Raw genomic sequence first — 14,314 nt, forward strand, 5'->3', positions numbered from 1 at the left:
TCTGGCATGGCACCGTTTGCAAAGCGCAGCGTCAGAACAAGGACGCGAAGAGCCGGCAAAAGGCAAGCCAAAGATCGATGTGGGTATGCGCTTACAAGACAACGGGCAAGAAAATGACCGAAGAGTGCAAATGCCTCGACCTCGGTTCCGACCCGATCAAAGGTCTTTGACCAGCGTGGGAGGAATTACGGAGTTTTCACTTCGAAGCTCGCGGAACGGAAACCAAAATCGCTCGCAAAAAGAGCGCGACGTCGCGCGCTCGACGTGCAAGATGCCAGGCGCTAGTCGAATTTCCGTGATGGCGCCAGAACCATCGCTTCGCCGACCAGAACCTTTTTACCTTCCACCGAACAATGGCAATCCAACTTGACCCGGCGTTTGGCATGATCGATGTCGGTCACCTTGACTTCTGCATAAACCATGTCGCCGGGGCGGACCGGGGCCAGAAATTTCAAAGACTGACCCATGTAAACCGTGCCGTGGCCGGGGAGCTGTTCGCCGATAACGGCCGAGATCAGGCCGGCTGTCAGCATGCCATGGGCGATACGACCTTCAAAGATCGTGTCGCGCGCATAAGCATCGTCCAGATGAACCGGGTTCCGGTCGGTCGACACTTGCGCGAACATCTCAATGTCTTCGTCCGTCACCACTTTGCGCAGGTGCCGCGACATGCCCATTTCAATGTCTTCGATACAGATCGTTCCGCGCGGAAGGTTATCCAACATGTCGCCCTCATCCAAGTTCATCGGGCAACAAAAAGTCAAAGTAGATACCCGATTGGCAACTTTATTACTTCGCAACCGCAGAAAATCAAGTCTTTTCTAACTATCTCAAACGACCGATCGAGTATGTCGGATTTATTTTTTCTTTTTCGTTGTGAGATCTTAGCGCATCTTCGTCCGGATGGTGCGACGTTTTGGTCTCGGCGGCGGCCAATCCACCCGTGATGAAGAGGGAATCAAGCCCTTCGCCCATGCCCCCGGCGATGTCTGTCTGCGGTCCGTCACCAATGACCAGGATGTTTGAATCCGAGATATCGGCCCCGAGTTCCGTCAGTCTTCGCCGTGCCAGATCGTAGATGGGCGGATGAGGTTTGCCGAAATACAGGCTTTCGCCTCCCATTTCTGTGTAAAGCCGTGCCAGCGCCCCGGCACACCATTCGCGCACTTCGCCGCGGTCCACGACAATGTCGGGATTGGCGCAAAGCAGCTTCATTCCCTTCTGTTTCGCGTACAGGAAATCCGCCCGGTTCACCGCGGGATCCGCCATTGGATCGAACGGGCCACAACAGACGATACCTTCCGCCTGATCCAGCGGCACGCGTTCAATGTTCAAAGGGTGATGCAACAGTTTGAGGGGCTCGAAAAACCCGGCATCACGTTGCCATTCACCCATGAAGAAGATCTTTTCGCCGACCGCACCGCGAAACATTGCGGAACGGGCTGAGTCGCCACTTGTTGCGATGGTGTCGTACGCGTCTCTTGGCACGTTGAACTGCACCAATTGCTCGGCCACGCCTGCGCGGGGCTTCGGCGAGTTCGTGACCAGCACAACCAACCCGCCCGCCTGACGATAGGCTTGCAATGCCGCAACCGCGTCCGGATAGGCCGTTATGCCGTTGTGGACGCAACCCCAAAGGTCAACGAACAGCGCTTTGTAGCGGTCAGAGATTTCGGAAAGCGCGTGGATGATCTGGGTCATGAGGATCTCAATGAGCAAGGTGCCGAATGCCAATCCCTATGGCAGAGGCCGTCCGGTTTGGCCAGAGGGGGCGCTGCCCCCGTCGCCGCAAGCCGCGACTCCCCTGGGATACTTCCAGCCAGATGAAGCAGGGGATCCAGTCTTCATCTGGCCTCAAATATCCCGGAGCGCGAGGCAGAGCCTCGCAAAAAAAGTCGCGACCCGCGGCGTATTCGGTGGGTCAGACTTTCAGGTTGGGGATGATCTGTTTTTTTCGGCTCATGACACCCGGCAGAACAACGGTGTCACCTGCAACGGCGGCACCGAAGCTCTTTTCAGCAACGCTTTTGACCAAGTCGTTCGGCACCAGCAGCGTGGCCTCTTCGTTCAGGATGTCGACCACGAACAGCAGCACCTGATCGACGCTGTCTTCCTTGGCAACTTCTGTCATCGAAGCGGCAAGGCTGTCCTTACGGTCGAGAACGACACCCGGCGCGGTGGTTTCCAGAACCGAGACGCGGAATTTTGTGCCGTCGACTTCGTACTCCTTGCTGTCCATTCGGATCAGTTCAGCATCAGAGAACGAAGAGACATCGGATTTGGCGGCGAACATATCGGCGGCATAGGCTGACATATCGAGATTCAGATCCGCTGCAAGTTTTTCAGCCACAGCGCGATCATGCGCTGTTGTGGTAGGCGAGCGGAACTCCAACGTGTCCGACAGAATGCATGTCAATGCTGCGCCTTTGACGGCGTCGGGCATCTTGGCGGCTTCGTCGCCCATCAAATCCATCAGAATTGTCGCTGTGCAGGCCAGCGGGCGAACGGTGATGTCGATCGGGCCCTTGGTTTCCAACCCGCCGACCAGCTTGTGATGGTCGATGATGGCCCGGATGTCCGCGTTGTTTATGCCAGCGGGCAATTCAGCCGGATTGTTCGTGTCGACGATGACGACCGGCGCGTCCTCGGTCACATCTTCAATGATACGCGGCTTTGGCAGGTCCCAGCGTTGCAACATGAATGCGGCTTCGGTGTTGGGTTCACCGAGCAAAACAGGCTCGGCCTGCTCGCCTTTTACTTCGTTCAGATACCAGGCCCAGACGATGGGCGATCCGGTTGAGTCGGTATCGGGGGATTTGTGGCCAAAAACTTGAATGGTCATGTCAGCGTCCTGAGGATTGAAGATTTGCGCGCCTTATAGGGGTGACGTTCCTGATTGTCACCCGGCGGCGGGCTTGTTGCGACGCTTGGTCTGTAAACGACTCTCAGAACCCTGCTCGAGTCAAACTGTACCCGGCTTCCTGCAGTTGGTTCAGCAAGCCGAACTGGTCTGCGAGGTGCCCGGCGCCGACGGCGATGACCGCGGTTTGATCGGTCAAGGAAAGAATGGTCCGCATCCAATTGTCGTTTCGCTGCGACAGTAACTGATCTTCGAACCCCTGCCACTCCGCTTCAAAGTCTGCAGCCGTCAAACCTGACGCCTCCAGGCCTTGTATCTTGGCCAGTTGGATGATCTCGGCGTGCTTTTCCTCTAGGTAAGCATTGGCCATCGTGATCAGTTGGTCGTCGCCAGCTTGCAACGCACCGGCTAGGCGGATCAGGGATTGCACCTGTTCTTCAAGCGGATGGCTGTCGAACATGGCAATCAGTTCGTCGATGCTTTCCAGCGAGTACCGGGGGATGCCATGCAAATCCGCCAGTTCCGCCAGACGCGTGTCCATTCCGCGGTCGAAGTCCGGTGTTTCCATAAGACATGGTGGTATGCCCAGCATCATGCTGAGAAACCAGGGCCGGAGTTTTGCAGCCATCCAACTTGGAATGCCGCGTTCGGCCAAAGTCAAAGACAGGGCGGCCCAGTCCTCTTCGGGCATCAGGTCAATAAGCGTTGGGCCAGACGTGATCATGACCGGGCTGAAGTCTTGCGCCAGATTCCGCTCGAAGTCTTTCATCTCCTCTTTGGTGATTTCAAAATAGAACGCATCGGCCTGGGACAAGATCGGAGCGAGTCTTTCAACTACGGCCCCCATTCTTTCGTCATTGGTGTGAAGGGTCCCGACAAGGTGCAGAACCGTGTCACCCTTTTGGGCGATCCAGTGATTGCCCTCTGGAAAAATGATCTCGGCGACCGCGTTGTCCAACTCGGCCCGCTGGGTTGCCGTCATATCCAAACGCAGGTCGCGACCTTCACAAGCTGCGTGCGCTGAAATCGGCACAAAAAGGCAAAGAACAAAGCTGATCAGACGCACGATACGGGCTTCCGCGGGAAAAGTACTCGGGGTTTTGTGAGACATACCTTTTTGTATTCCGAACACGCAAGGCAGCATGTTTTCAGGAAGGCGTCTGGCAATCCACGCCAATCCGTCTAGCATGACGACATGGAGCGCGAGCAAGATCTCTATCCCCCCGTAAAAGCACTGCTGGAACGTCAGGGCTATTCCGTCAAAGGCGAGGTCGGTGCGGCCGATATCGTCGCCGTGCGCGACAACGATGCGCCCGTGATTGTCGAGTTGAAACTGCGGTTCACGCTGGCCTTGTTCCATCAGGCTGTCGCCCGGATGAAGGTCACGGATCAGGTTTATATTGCTGTGTGTAAGCCAAAAGGGCGTTCAGCCCGGCGGGCTTTGAAAGATAATCTGGCCTTGTGCCGTCGCCTGGGTCTGGGTCTGATCACAGTCAAACCTGATGGCCGGGTCGAGGTCCAATGCGATCCCGGACCTTATGCGCCGCGCAAGAGCAAGGCCAAGGCCGCCCGCTTGTTGCGTGAGTTTGATCGGTTGGAAGGTGACCCAAATTCGGGCGGTGCAACCCGGCATGGAATTGTGACCGCATACAGGCAGGATGCACTGAAATGCGCAGCGCATCTTGCGGAATTCGGCCCGTGCAAGGGTTCGGATGTGGCCAAGGCAACTGGGGTCATCGCAGCAACACGGCTCATGCGGGTCAATCATTATGGTTGGTTTGAGAAAGTCGAAAAGGGCGTTTACGCATTGTCCGAAGCCGGGTTCGAGGGCTTGAAACATTGGGCCTACAGCTGGGAACCCACAGACTGAGCGAATTTGTGGAAAAAAACACCTCACATCTTGTTGACTTGGGGTTTTGGACTCCCTAGCTATGCGTCGTTATCACTCGGCTGGACCGAGTGCTAACGCCTCGCCTTAAGGTGAGGGGAGGATAAACAAACTTTGAGCCCAAGGAGCTGCAAAGATGGCATTGAAACCGCTTCATGACCGCGTGCTGGTTCGCCGTACGGAAAGCGAAGAAAAAACCGCAGGCGGCCTGATCATTCCCGACAGCGCTAAAGAAAAGCCCAGCGAAGGCGAAGTCGTCGCAACTGGCGAAGGCGCACGCAAGGACAGCGGCGAACTGATCGCAATGGCTGTAAAAGCTGGCGACAAGATCCTGTTCGGCAAATGGTCGGGCACCGAGGTTCAGGTCAACGGCGAAGAGCTGCTGATGATGAAAGAAAGCGACATCATGGGGATCATCGAGTAAGCGCAACCGCTTCCTCTGATCTTCATTCCAATACATTTTCTCAAGGAGAAACGACATGGCTGCAAAGGACGTCAAATTCGACACCGACGCCCGTAACCGCATGCTGGCAGGTGTGAACATCCTGGCCGATGCTGTTAAAGTGACCCTGGGCCCCAAAGGCCGCAACGTGGTTCTGGACAAATCCTTCGGCGCGCCGCGCATCACCAAAGACGGTGTTTCGGTTGCCAAGGAAGTCGAACTGGAAGACAAGTTCGAAAACATGGGCGCGCAGATGGTGAAAGAAGTCGCCAGCCGCACCAATGACGAAGCCGGTGACGGCACCACCACCGCAACCGTTCTGGCTCAGTCCATCGTAAAAGAAGGTCTGAAGCAGGTCGCAGCGGGCCTGAACCCGATGGACCTGAAGCGCGGTATCGACCTGGCGACTGCCAAAGTCGTTGAAGGCATCAAAGCCGCTTCGCGCGAAGTCAAAGACTCGGCAGAAGTTGCTCAGGTTGGCACCATCTCGGCCAACGGCGAAGCTGAAATCGGCAACCAGATCGCAGACGCGATGCAGAAGGTTGGCAACGAAGGCGTCATCACCGTAGAAGAAAACAAAGGTCTGGAAACCGAGACCGATGTTGTCGAAGGTATGCAGTTCGACCGTGGCTACCTGTCGCCTTACTTCGTCACCAACGCAGACAAAATGATCGCAGAGCTCGACGACTGCATGATCCTGCTGCACGAAAAGAAACTGTCCTCGCTGCAGCCGATGGTTCCGCTGCTGGAACAAGTGATCCAGTCGCAAAAGCCGCTGCTGATCATTGCCGAAGACGTTGAAGGCGAAGCGCTGGCAACTCTGGTTGTCAACAAACTGCGCGGTGGCCTGAAAATTGCTGCTGTCAAAGCACCGGGCTTCGGCGATCGCCGCAAGGCCATGCTGCAGGACATTGCAATCCTGACCGGCGGTCAGGTGATCAGCGAAGATCTGGGCATGAAGCTCGAGTCCGTCACCATGGACATGCTGGGCACCGCCAAGAAAATCGAAATCACCAAAGACGAAACCACCATCGTTGACGGTGCAGGCGAGAAAGCCGAGATCGAAGCACGTGTTGCTCAGATCCGCACCCAGATCGAAGAAACCTCCAGCGACTACGACCGTGAGAAGCTGCAAGAGCGCGTTGCCAAACTGGCAGGCGGTGTTGCCGTTATCCGCGTCGGCGGCATGACCGAAGTGGAAGTGAAAGAGCGTAAGGACCGTGTGGACGATGCTCTGAACGCAACCCGCGCTGCTGTGCAGGAAGGCGTTGTTGTGGGCGGCGGTGTTGCTCTGGTTCAGGCCGGTAAAGCACTGAACGAACTGAAAGGTGCAAACGCCGATCAGGACGCGGGCATCAACATCGTTCGCAAAGCCATCGAATCGCCGCTGCGTCAGATCGCTGAGAACGCAGGCGTCGACGGTGCGGTTGTTGCGGGCAAAGTGCGTGAGTCCTCGGACGCGGCCTTCGGCTTCAACGCTCAGACCGAAGAATATGGCGACATGTTCTCGTTCGGCGTGATCGACCCGGCCAAAGTTGTCCGTACCGCTCTGGAAGACGCGGCCTCGGTTGCTGGCCTGCTGGTCACCACCGAAGCAATGGTTGCCGACAAGCCCGCCAAAGAGGGTGCTGCCCCCGGTGGCGGCATGCCCGACATGGGCGGCATGGGCGGCATGATGTAAGCTGCTTAAGCCTTTGTGCTTATCGACGGGGTCGCCTTCGGGCGGCCCCGTTTCTTTTTGTGCGCTCGTTGGGTCGGTGTGCTTTCGGCAATGGGGTTCTCGACACGTGGAAGAGGGCTGCTTCTGTCCCGAAAGTGTGTGTCCAATCAGCAATGAACCCGCTATGTGGTTGTTATGCGACTGTTTCTGCTGACCGCCATGACCATGTGCGCCTTCGCGGCCAACTCGGTGTTAAACCGCTTGGCCATTGATGGCGGGTTCAGTGACCCGGCTGGCTTTGCAGTGATACGTATCCTCACCGGAGCGTTGGTTTTATCCCTTTTGGTCTTGTGGCAAGGCGGGCACTTGCCGGTGCTAAACAAACGCCGACTTGTCGGAGCGGGGTCGTTATCGCTGTATATGATTGGGTTTTCGTTGGCGTATCTGACACTGGATGCAGGGCTAGGGGCCCTGATCCTGTTCGGCGTGGTCCAAGTCACAATGTTTGCACTCGCGGCACTGACCGGAGCAAAACCCACCACAAGGCAACTGGCCGGTGCCGGAATTGCGCTGGTGGGACTGGCCTATGTGCTTTGGCCATCGGGGGCCGTGCAGGTGGACGCGAAGGGCGCAGTGCTGATGACCTCTGCCGGAATTGGTTGGGCGGTTTACTCCTTGGTCGGACGGTCCGAGCCGGATGCCCTGTCGGGCACCGCTGCGAATTTCGTGGCTGCCTTGCCGGTCACGGCGCTGGTTTTGTTTTCCTTGGGATCATCGTGGCAGATGACGGCGATGGGCTATGTGCTGGCGGCCCTGTCAGGTGGTGTCACGTCCGGGCTGGGCTATGCCCTGTGGTATCGGGTGCTGCCGCAGCTTGCCCCGGCCGCCGCTGCGGTCGTGCAACTCAGTGTTCCGATTATTGCAATAGCCGCTGGTGTCGTGCTGCTGGGCGAACGGGCGTCTTTGCCACTTTTGCTCGGAACGGCCCTGGTGCTGGGCGGCATCGCGCTGGCTGTGGCGCGCTTGCCGCGGCGCTAGGGGTTTCCTCTACCGGGATTAGCCCTTAACTAGCGGGCATGAAGTACCTAATTGCCGTAATGCTATGTCTGACCCCGTTTGCAGTCAGCGCGAAATGCGTTGTTCTGCTGCACGGCCTTGCGCGGACCGAGGCATCGTTTTCGGTGATGGAGCAATTGTTCAAAGCCCACGGTTACACCGTTGTTCGACCCGGGTATCCGTCAACCGACCTACCCATCGCGGAATTGGCCAACCAGACCTTGCCGGATGCCTTGGCCAAATGCGGCGACGATACGGCGAATGTCGTGGCACACTCGATGGGCGGTATCCTGTTGCGCTATTGGTTGCAGGACAATCAGCCGGAAAACCTTGGTCGGGTCGTCATGTTGGGGCCGCCCAATCAGGGCAGCCAGCTGGTCGACGAACTGGGGGATTGGGAGGTTTTCGGCCTGCTGCACGGCCCGGCCGGCCTTGCTTTGGGCACCGGGCCTCAGGGCGTGCCGCAGCACCTTCCGCCGGTTGACTTTGAATTGGGCGTCATAGCGGGTGAAAACTCGTTGAACCCGCTGTTTTCATCCCTGATCGACGGCACGGATGACGGCAAGGTTTCTGTCGAAAGCACAAAGGTCGAAGGTATGACCGATCACATCGTTCTGCCCGTCACGCACACTTTCATGATGAACAACCCGAGAGTGATGGCACAAGCCTTGCACTTCATTGAATTTGGGCGCTTCGATCCTCAGATCACCTGGCTGGACGGCGTTATGGATGTGATAGACGAAATCTGCATCGGGCAGAATTGCGAAGCGCCCGCATCGGAACCCACCAGATGACATCTCTCGAACTGACGTTCATTGGCGCAAACGTGTTGTTGCCGGACGATGGGGTTGTACCCGCCAGTCTCAGTATCGCTGATGGTCTCGTACAGTCGGAACCGGTCGGGCGGCCGATTGATCTCACCGGCTATCTGGTGCTGCCCGGAGTTGTTGATCTGCACGGCGACGGGTTCGAGCGTCACATAGCACCCCGCCGCGGAGCGATGAAACAAATGGCCGAGGGTATCTTGTCGGTCGAGGCCGAACTGGCGGCCAATGGGATCACGACGGCCGTGTTGGCACAGTTTTACAGTTGGGAAGGGGGCGTTCGCGGGCCGGAGTTCGCGTCGCAGGTGTTTCAGGGGATTGCTGCGGTCAAAGATGATGTGGTCACCGATCTGATCCCGCAACTGCGGTTCGAAACACATATGTTGGATGCCTACGCCGGGCTGACCGACCAGATTTCGGAGTGGCAGGTGCCATATGTCGTTTTCAACGACCACCTGCCGCATGACCGGTTGTCACAGGGGCGCACCCCGCCACGTCTGACCGGTCAGGCACTCAAGGCTGGCCGCAGCCCGGACAATCATCTTGCGATGCTCCAGATGATGCACCAACGATCCGTCGAAGTTCCGGCAGCGCTGGACGGCCTCTGTGCCGCGCTGGCCGACAAAGGTATTCGAATGGGCAGCCACGATGACGCGTCGGCAAAAACGCGTGAACAGTGGCGCGGACGCGGAGCACGGATTTCCGAATTTCCCGAAACGCTAGAGGCGGCTGAGGCCGCACGCGCCGCCGGCGACCACGTAATTCTTGGCTCGCCCAATGTTGTGCGCGGAGGTTCGCACAAAGGAAATGTCAGTGCGTTGGACCTGATCACCATGGGGTTGTGCGATGCATTGGCATCCGACTACCACTATCCTAGCCCGCGCCGTGCCGCGCTGATGCTCGCCAAATCCGGTCTGCTGGACCTAGCCGGGGCTTGGGACCTGGTGTCTTCAGGTCCAGCCCGTGTGCTGGGCGCGTCGGATCGCGGTGCTCTGTCGCCCGGAAAACGCGCTGATATCGTGATCCTCGATGAAAAGACCCTTCGTGTCGCTGCCACGCTGGCGCGGGGCAGGGTCAGCTACATGTGCGGTGACATCGCAACACGGTTCCTGAGCTGAACCGCTGCACTCTTCATCTTTTTCCAAATACTCCCGCCGGAGGCTTCACGCATCTGCGCGATCAAATTCACCTTTGAACGCGGTTGAAATGACCCATTTTCCGACCCGGCTTGACCTCTGCCTTGCCGTAAAGATGCAGTGCCACATCGCGTTCACGGGCCAGATCGGGCACGCGGTCCATGTCGGCGCCGATCAGGTTTTCCATGACAATGTCCGTGTGCCGTTGCCCGTCGCCCAGCGGCCAGCCCGCGACGGCGCGGATATGTTGTTCGAACTGATCCACCGCACATCCGTTTTGCGTCCAGTGTCCCGAATTGTGAACGCGTGGCGCGATCTCGTTGACGATCAACCCGTCCTTGGTAACGAATAGTTCAACACCCATGACCCCGACATAGTCCAGCGCGTTCAGTATGTTGGCAGCCAGTAAAACGGCATCGGTTCGTTGCGCGGGCGCCAGACGGGCTGGCACGGTGGTGGTGTGCAGGATGCCATCGCGATGGACGTTTTCGCCGGGATCGAAACACGCCACCTGACCGTCCAAACCGCGCGCGGCAATAACGGAAACCTCGTGGGAAAAGTCTACAAACCCTTCCAGAATGCAAGGTGCACCGGCCATTCCGGCCAGGGCACTTTCAGCATCTTCTGCGGATTTCAACCGCGCTTGCCCTTTGCCGTCATAGCCAAAGCGGCGCGTTTTCAGGATCGCGGGTGTTCCGATTTGGTCTACCGCGGCGCTCAGGCTGCCCAGATCCGTGATATCGGCAAACGGAGCGGTCTTTAGGCCCAACCCTTGCAGAAACGCCTTTTCGGTCAAGCGATCCTGACTGACGCGCAGTGCCTCGCGGCCCGGACGGATCGGGCGGTGGGCCTCCAGCAGATCCAGTGCCTCGGTCGGAATATTCTCAAACTCGTAGGTGATGACATCAACCGCCTCAGCGAAGCTTCTCAACGCATCTTCATCCTCATAAGAGGCAGTCGTAACGCGATCAGCCACCTGGCCGGCTGGCGGGTTCGAGCCGGGTTCATAGATGTGGGTCACAAAGCCCAACCTCGCGGCCGCAACCGACAGCATCCGGCCCAATTGGCCACCACCCAGAATTCCGATCGTTGCGCCGGGGGCGAGCGTGTCCGCCATCATCCATTCTCCAAACGTTTTCCAATTGCAGTCAGGGCCGCACGCAAGACGTCATGCGCACCCTCGGTTTGCAGTGTTTCGGTCATTTGCAGGCTCAGCGTACCGTCGGTCGCCAGCGCGTCGCGTTCAGTCGCCAGACGTCCGGCATCACCTTTGTCCATTGCCGCAAGAAAGCCCGAGATCAACTGGGTCGTGTAGAACTCGGCGCTGGCTGCGTCGCCTGTCTGGCTGGCCAACCAATCGGATCCAGTTGCCATCAGGTCCAGAACCCCCGGAACCATGGCGCAAATGGCGAAATGCGCGTTCAGCACGGCTTCGTCGGCAACCGTGACCACGGCGTTCTCGGGTTCGAACAAATTGGCCAAGAGCTTGTCGTTGCCATAGGCCGCCAAGGGGCAGCCACCAGACTGCAAAAAGCCCAGCGGGATCGTTTGAACAAAGTCTGCTGCCGGGGCGCACAACTCTCTGAGTTGTTCCGTCGAAACGGCGGCCATAACGGAAACGATCTGCTGATCGGCGCGGAAGACCAAGGGGGCCAGTACATCAGCGACAATTTGGGGACGCAGGCACAGGAACAGGATGTCAGAGGCGTCAATGACCTCTTGTGGTTCTGCGACCGTCACACCCAGCTCTGCCTGCAGCTGCGCCGAAACCTGAGTGTTTCGCCGGGACACCGTGATGTCATGACCCTTTGCTGACATCAGCCGGGCGATGGGTGCCGCAATATGCCCGGTTCCCAGAAAGCCGATCCGGCTCATCCCTGCGGTTCCTCGGGGATCGAAGCAGACAGTTTGTCCCGCCACGCGTCCAGACGTTCGGCCAGCGCGTCATCCTGGAGGGCAAGAATGCCAGCCGCCATCAGGCCCGCATTGGCGCCTCCGGCCGATCCGATGGCCATTGTTGCGACAGGAAAACCCTTTGGCATCTGAACGATCGAATAGAGCGAGTCGACACCGGACAAGGCACGTGTCTGAACCGGAACGCCAATCACAGGTACCCGCGTTTTCGAGGCCATCATGCCGGGAAGATGGGCGGCACCACCAGCCCCTGCGACAATAACCTGCAACCCGCGGGATACTGCGGTCTTGCCATAATCCCAAAGCCGATCCGGCGTGCGGTGGGCGGAAACGATGCGCTTTTCATAGGCAATGCCAAGTTCGTCCAGAATATCCGCTGCTTCTTTCATCGTTGGCCAGTCCGATTGACTGCCCATGATGATCCCGACTTTGACCTCGCCCATACGTCTGTTCCCTGCCGTCTGAAAGAGCGCGCACTATAGCCAAATCCGACTTTGTGGCAATGCGTCAGGCAATGATATCTGGGGTCAGGCGATCCTCGATCAGCCGGATGATGTCCTTGAGGCGCAGTTTCTGTTTTTTCAAACGTTTGATCGTCAGCGGATCCGAGGTTCCCTTGGCCTGCAACGCCTCGATTGCTTCGTCCAGATCGCGGTGCTGGCGGCGAAAAACCTCTAGCTCGACCCGCAAGACTTCGTCGGTTTTCATCGAAAGGTCGGTGGGCGCATTCATCGGCGACTCATGTCAATTGCAGTGCATTGAACACAAGATAGTGTGTTGCGGTGAATCCGGCCAGACCTTGTGGACATCCCTGTTTCTTCCCATATTCTATTGGACGCGGTTGCCGATACGGGGCCGCATTCTACGTCGCTTTAAAATCAAGGACGAAAATACGTGTCGAAACTTACCTTGGGTTCATACCCGCATCTGTTGGGGTTCGAGCAGTTGGAACGCCTTCTGGAACGGTCCGCAAAGGCCGGAAATGAGGGGTATCCGCCTTATAATATCGAACAGACGTCAGATTTCTCCTATCGCATCACACTCGCGGTAGCCGGTTTTGCCGAAGACGATCTGTCGATCACCATCGAGGATCGCCAGTTGGTGATCCGGGGTCGTCAGCATGATGACAGCGAAGGTCGAATATTCCTGCATCGCGGTATCGCGGCGCGTCAGTTTCAGCGCATGTTCGTGCTGGCCGATGGTGTCGAAGTCGGCGAGGCAATCATGGAAAACGGCCTGCTGCACGTCGATCTGACTCGCGCCGTGCCGGAAACCGTGGTGCAGACAATCAACATAAGAAAGGGGTAAGAGCAATGAATACACCGATTGAGATCAACACCGAAGGCAAGCGCATCGTTTATGTCAAAACGGTTGACGTTGCAGACCTGCCACGCGACCTGCGCGACCAAGCGGGCGATCTGGATCAGCTTTATGCCGTGCATGACGCGGATGGTCAGCAACTGGCACTTGTCGCGGACCGCAAGCTGGCGTTTGTTCTGGCGCGCGAGCATGATCTTTCGCCTGTCGCCGTGCACTAATCCAAGTTCAAAGACGTTCAATCCCGCAAAATGACGTGACATCTGCGGTCGCTGGGGCAAAGGATGTGATTTGGCGGGGGAACCCCTGCGCGTATCAAGCAAACGGGGGCACCAATGAGTTGGTTCGAGTTTGATTGGGTGGACGCATTTACAGACCGCGCCTTCGGCGGCAACGGGTGTGCTGTAGTCCATGACGCAGCGCATCTTTCTGACGAAGTCTGCATGTCTTTCGTTCGCGAAACGTCTTTGGTCGAGTGCACATTCACCGGCCCGTCGGACGTGGCCGACATGCGCGTACGCTACTTTCTGGCCAGCCGAGAAATCCCATTTGCCGGACATCCGACCATTGCAACCGTAGCGGCAATGCGGTCGCGCGGCTTGATCACGAGCGAAACGCTGACCTTGGAAACCGGCGCGGGATTGGTCGCGATTGGCCTGAACGGTGACGAGATCGAAATGACCCAGGTTGCGCCCGAGTTTGGCGTGCATGTTCCCGCTGAATTGGTTGCCGCCGCGGTCAGCTTGCCCGCCGACGCAATAATCTCGCCGCCGCAGATGGTTTCGACGGGATTGCCGTTCTGCATTACCGTTCTTCGGGATCATGACGCGCTGCGTTCAGCCCGCCTGGCATTGGACCCGCTGCGGGACATGGTGCGGGCGGCGGGGTATTCGGGCAGCGATATGGCTGAACCTTTTCTGGTGACGCTCAAGGGCGCGACAGAAGCCGGGGATACATATTCGCGCCTCTTGCTCGCTCCGCCAAGCCCACCAGAGGACCCATTCACCGGATCAGCAACGGGCGCTATGGCGGCCTATCTCTGGCATCATGGGCTGATGCCGAAGGACTCGTTTATCGCCGAGCAGGGGCACGGCATGGGACGTCCGGGACAGGCGAAGGCGACGCGGGTGGGGCCGTCGGATGCAATCGCGGGCGTAAAGGTCGCCGGGCTTGGATATGTTCTGATGCGCGGTCAGACGGACCTGCCGGATTAGCTC

General features: G+C 58.0%; 17 protein-coding genes. 9 read left to right on the top strand and 8 right to left on the bottom strand.

Annotation, left to right across the window (positions count from 1 at the left end):
• Positions 1 to 281: 281 nt before the first annotated feature.
• The 4 genes from RA28_RS03670 to RA28_RS03685 all read right to left on the bottom strand — a co-directional run bounded on the left by RA28_RS03670 (position 282) and on the right by RA28_RS03685 (position 3,971).
• On the bottom strand, positions 282 to 725 hold the full coding sequence (locus tag RA28_RS03670) for a MaoC family dehydratase (RefSeq protein ID WP_039525698.1): 444 nt from the start codon (positions 723 to 725) through the stop codon (positions 282 to 284).
• A 100-nt stretch (positions 726 to 825) separates the two neighbouring features.
• Positions 826 to 1,701 (bottom strand): HAD family hydrolase, encoded by an 876-nt coding sequence (locus RA28_RS03675; protein WP_039523821.1) that lies wholly within the window; start codon positions 1,699 to 1,701, stop codon positions 826 to 828.
• A 220-nt stretch (positions 1,702 to 1,921) separates the two neighbouring features.
• Positions 1,922 to 2,842, bottom strand: coding sequence for a manganese-dependent inorganic pyrophosphatase (locus tag RA28_RS03680; protein ID WP_039523822.1), 921 nt, complete (start codon positions 2,840 to 2,842; stop codon positions 1,922 to 1,924).
• Between the two features lie 103 nt (positions 2,843 to 2,945).
• The gene (locus RA28_RS03685) at positions 2,946 to 3,971 is read right to left on the bottom strand and encodes a TraB/GumN family protein (RefSeq protein WP_241481057.1); all 1,026 of its coding nucleotides are present in this window, start codon (positions 3,969 to 3,971) and stop codon (positions 2,946 to 2,948) included.
• Between the two features lie 84 nt (positions 3,972 to 4,055).
• Here RA28_RS03685 and RA28_RS03690 point away from each other — a divergent pair, with 84 nt between their 5' ends.
• The 6 genes from RA28_RS03690 (at position 4,056) to RA28_RS03715 (ending at position 9,848) form a co-directional block, all read left to right on the top strand.
• A complete protein-coding gene (locus RA28_RS03690; RefSeq protein WP_039523823.1) occupies positions 4,056 to 4,730 on the top strand; it encodes a DUF2161 domain-containing phosphodiesterase in 675 nt (224 codons plus the stop codon).
• A 154-nt stretch (positions 4,731 to 4,884) separates the two neighbouring features.
• Complete coding sequence (gene groES / locus RA28_RS03695) at positions 4,885 to 5,172, top strand: co-chaperone GroES (RefSeq protein ID WP_039523824.1); 288 nt, start codon at positions 4,885 to 4,887, stop codon at positions 5,170 to 5,172.
• A 55-nt stretch (positions 5,173 to 5,227) separates the two neighbouring features.
• A complete protein-coding gene (gene groL, locus RA28_RS03700) occupies positions 5,228 to 6,871 on the top strand; it encodes a chaperonin GroEL (RefSeq protein WP_039523825.1) in 1,644 nt (547 codons plus the stop codon).
• A gap of 174 nt (positions 6,872 to 7,045) precedes the next feature.
• The gene (locus tag RA28_RS03705) at positions 7,046 to 7,888 is read left to right on the top strand and encodes a DMT family transporter (protein WP_039523826.1); all 843 of its coding nucleotides are present in this window, start codon (positions 7,046 to 7,048) and stop codon (positions 7,886 to 7,888) included.
• 38 nt (positions 7,889 to 7,926) lie between these two features.
• Positions 7,927 to 8,700, top strand: a complete 774-nt coding sequence (locus RA28_RS03710) for an esterase/lipase family protein (RefSeq protein ID WP_039523828.1) — start codon at positions 7,927 to 7,929, stop codon at positions 8,698 to 8,700.
• Positions 8,697 to 9,848, top strand: a complete 1,152-nt coding sequence (locus RA28_RS03715) for an alpha-D-ribose 1-methylphosphonate 5-triphosphate diphosphatase (protein ID WP_039523830.1) — start codon at positions 8,697 to 8,699, stop codon at positions 9,846 to 9,848. Before RA28_RS03710 ends, RA28_RS03715 begins: the two co-directional genes overlap by 4 nt.
• Before the next feature lie 67 nt (positions 9,849 to 9,915).
• Here RA28_RS03715 and RA28_RS03720 read toward each other — a convergent pair whose 3' ends face one another.
• From RA28_RS03720 to RA28_RS03735, 4 genes are all read right to left on the bottom strand, one after another.
• Positions 9,916 to 10,983 (bottom strand): 5-(carboxyamino)imidazole ribonucleotide synthase, encoded by a 1,068-nt coding sequence (locus RA28_RS03720; RefSeq protein ID WP_039525704.1) that lies wholly within the window; start codon positions 10,981 to 10,983, stop codon positions 9,916 to 9,918.
• Positions 10,983 to 11,741 (bottom strand): NAD(P)-binding domain-containing protein, encoded by a 759-nt coding sequence (locus RA28_RS03725; RefSeq protein ID WP_039523832.1) that lies wholly within the window; start codon positions 11,739 to 11,741, stop codon positions 10,983 to 10,985. The genes RA28_RS03720 and RA28_RS03725 overlap by 1 nt, the downstream gene beginning before the upstream one ends.
• Positions 11,738 to 12,223 carry a 5-(carboxyamino)imidazole ribonucleotide mutase gene (purE, locus tag RA28_RS03730; protein ID WP_039523834.1) on the bottom strand — a complete coding sequence of 162 codons (486 nt, stop codon included), beginning with the start codon at positions 12,221 to 12,223 and terminating at the stop codon, positions 11,738 to 11,740. Before purE ends, RA28_RS03725 begins: the two co-directional genes overlap by 4 nt.
• Positions 12,224 to 12,287: 64 nt before the next feature.
• Positions 12,288 to 12,512, bottom strand: coding sequence for a YdcH family protein (locus tag RA28_RS03735; RefSeq protein ID WP_039523835.1), 225 nt, complete (start codon positions 12,510 to 12,512; stop codon positions 12,288 to 12,290).
• A gap of 162 nt (positions 12,513 to 12,674) precedes the next feature.
• Between RA28_RS03735 and RA28_RS03740 the strand changes: the two genes are divergently transcribed.
• The 3 genes from RA28_RS03740 (at position 12,675) to RA28_RS03750 (ending at position 14,311) form a co-directional block, all read left to right on the top strand.
• A complete protein-coding gene (locus tag RA28_RS03740; RefSeq protein ID WP_039523836.1) occupies positions 12,675 to 13,088 on the top strand; it encodes an Hsp20 family protein in 414 nt (137 codons plus the stop codon).
• A 5-nt stretch (positions 13,089 to 13,093) separates the two neighbouring features.
• Positions 13,094 to 13,318: a DUF1150 family protein gene (locus tag RA28_RS03745; protein ID WP_039523837.1), complete on the top strand. Its 225-nt coding sequence runs from the start codon at positions 13,094 to 13,096 to the stop codon at positions 13,316 to 13,318.
• 114 nt (positions 13,319 to 13,432) lie between these two features.
• Positions 13,433 to 14,311: a PhzF family phenazine biosynthesis protein gene (locus RA28_RS03750; RefSeq protein ID WP_039523839.1), complete on the top strand. Its 879-nt coding sequence runs from the start codon at positions 13,433 to 13,435 to the stop codon at positions 14,309 to 14,311.
• The last annotated feature ends 3 nt before the right edge of the window (positions 14,312 to 14,314 follow it).

The sequence above is a fragment of the Ruegeria sp. ANG-S4 genome, assembly GCF_000814005.1.
Lineage (GTDB): Bacteria > Pseudomonadota > Alphaproteobacteria > Rhodobacterales > Rhodobacteraceae > Ruegeria.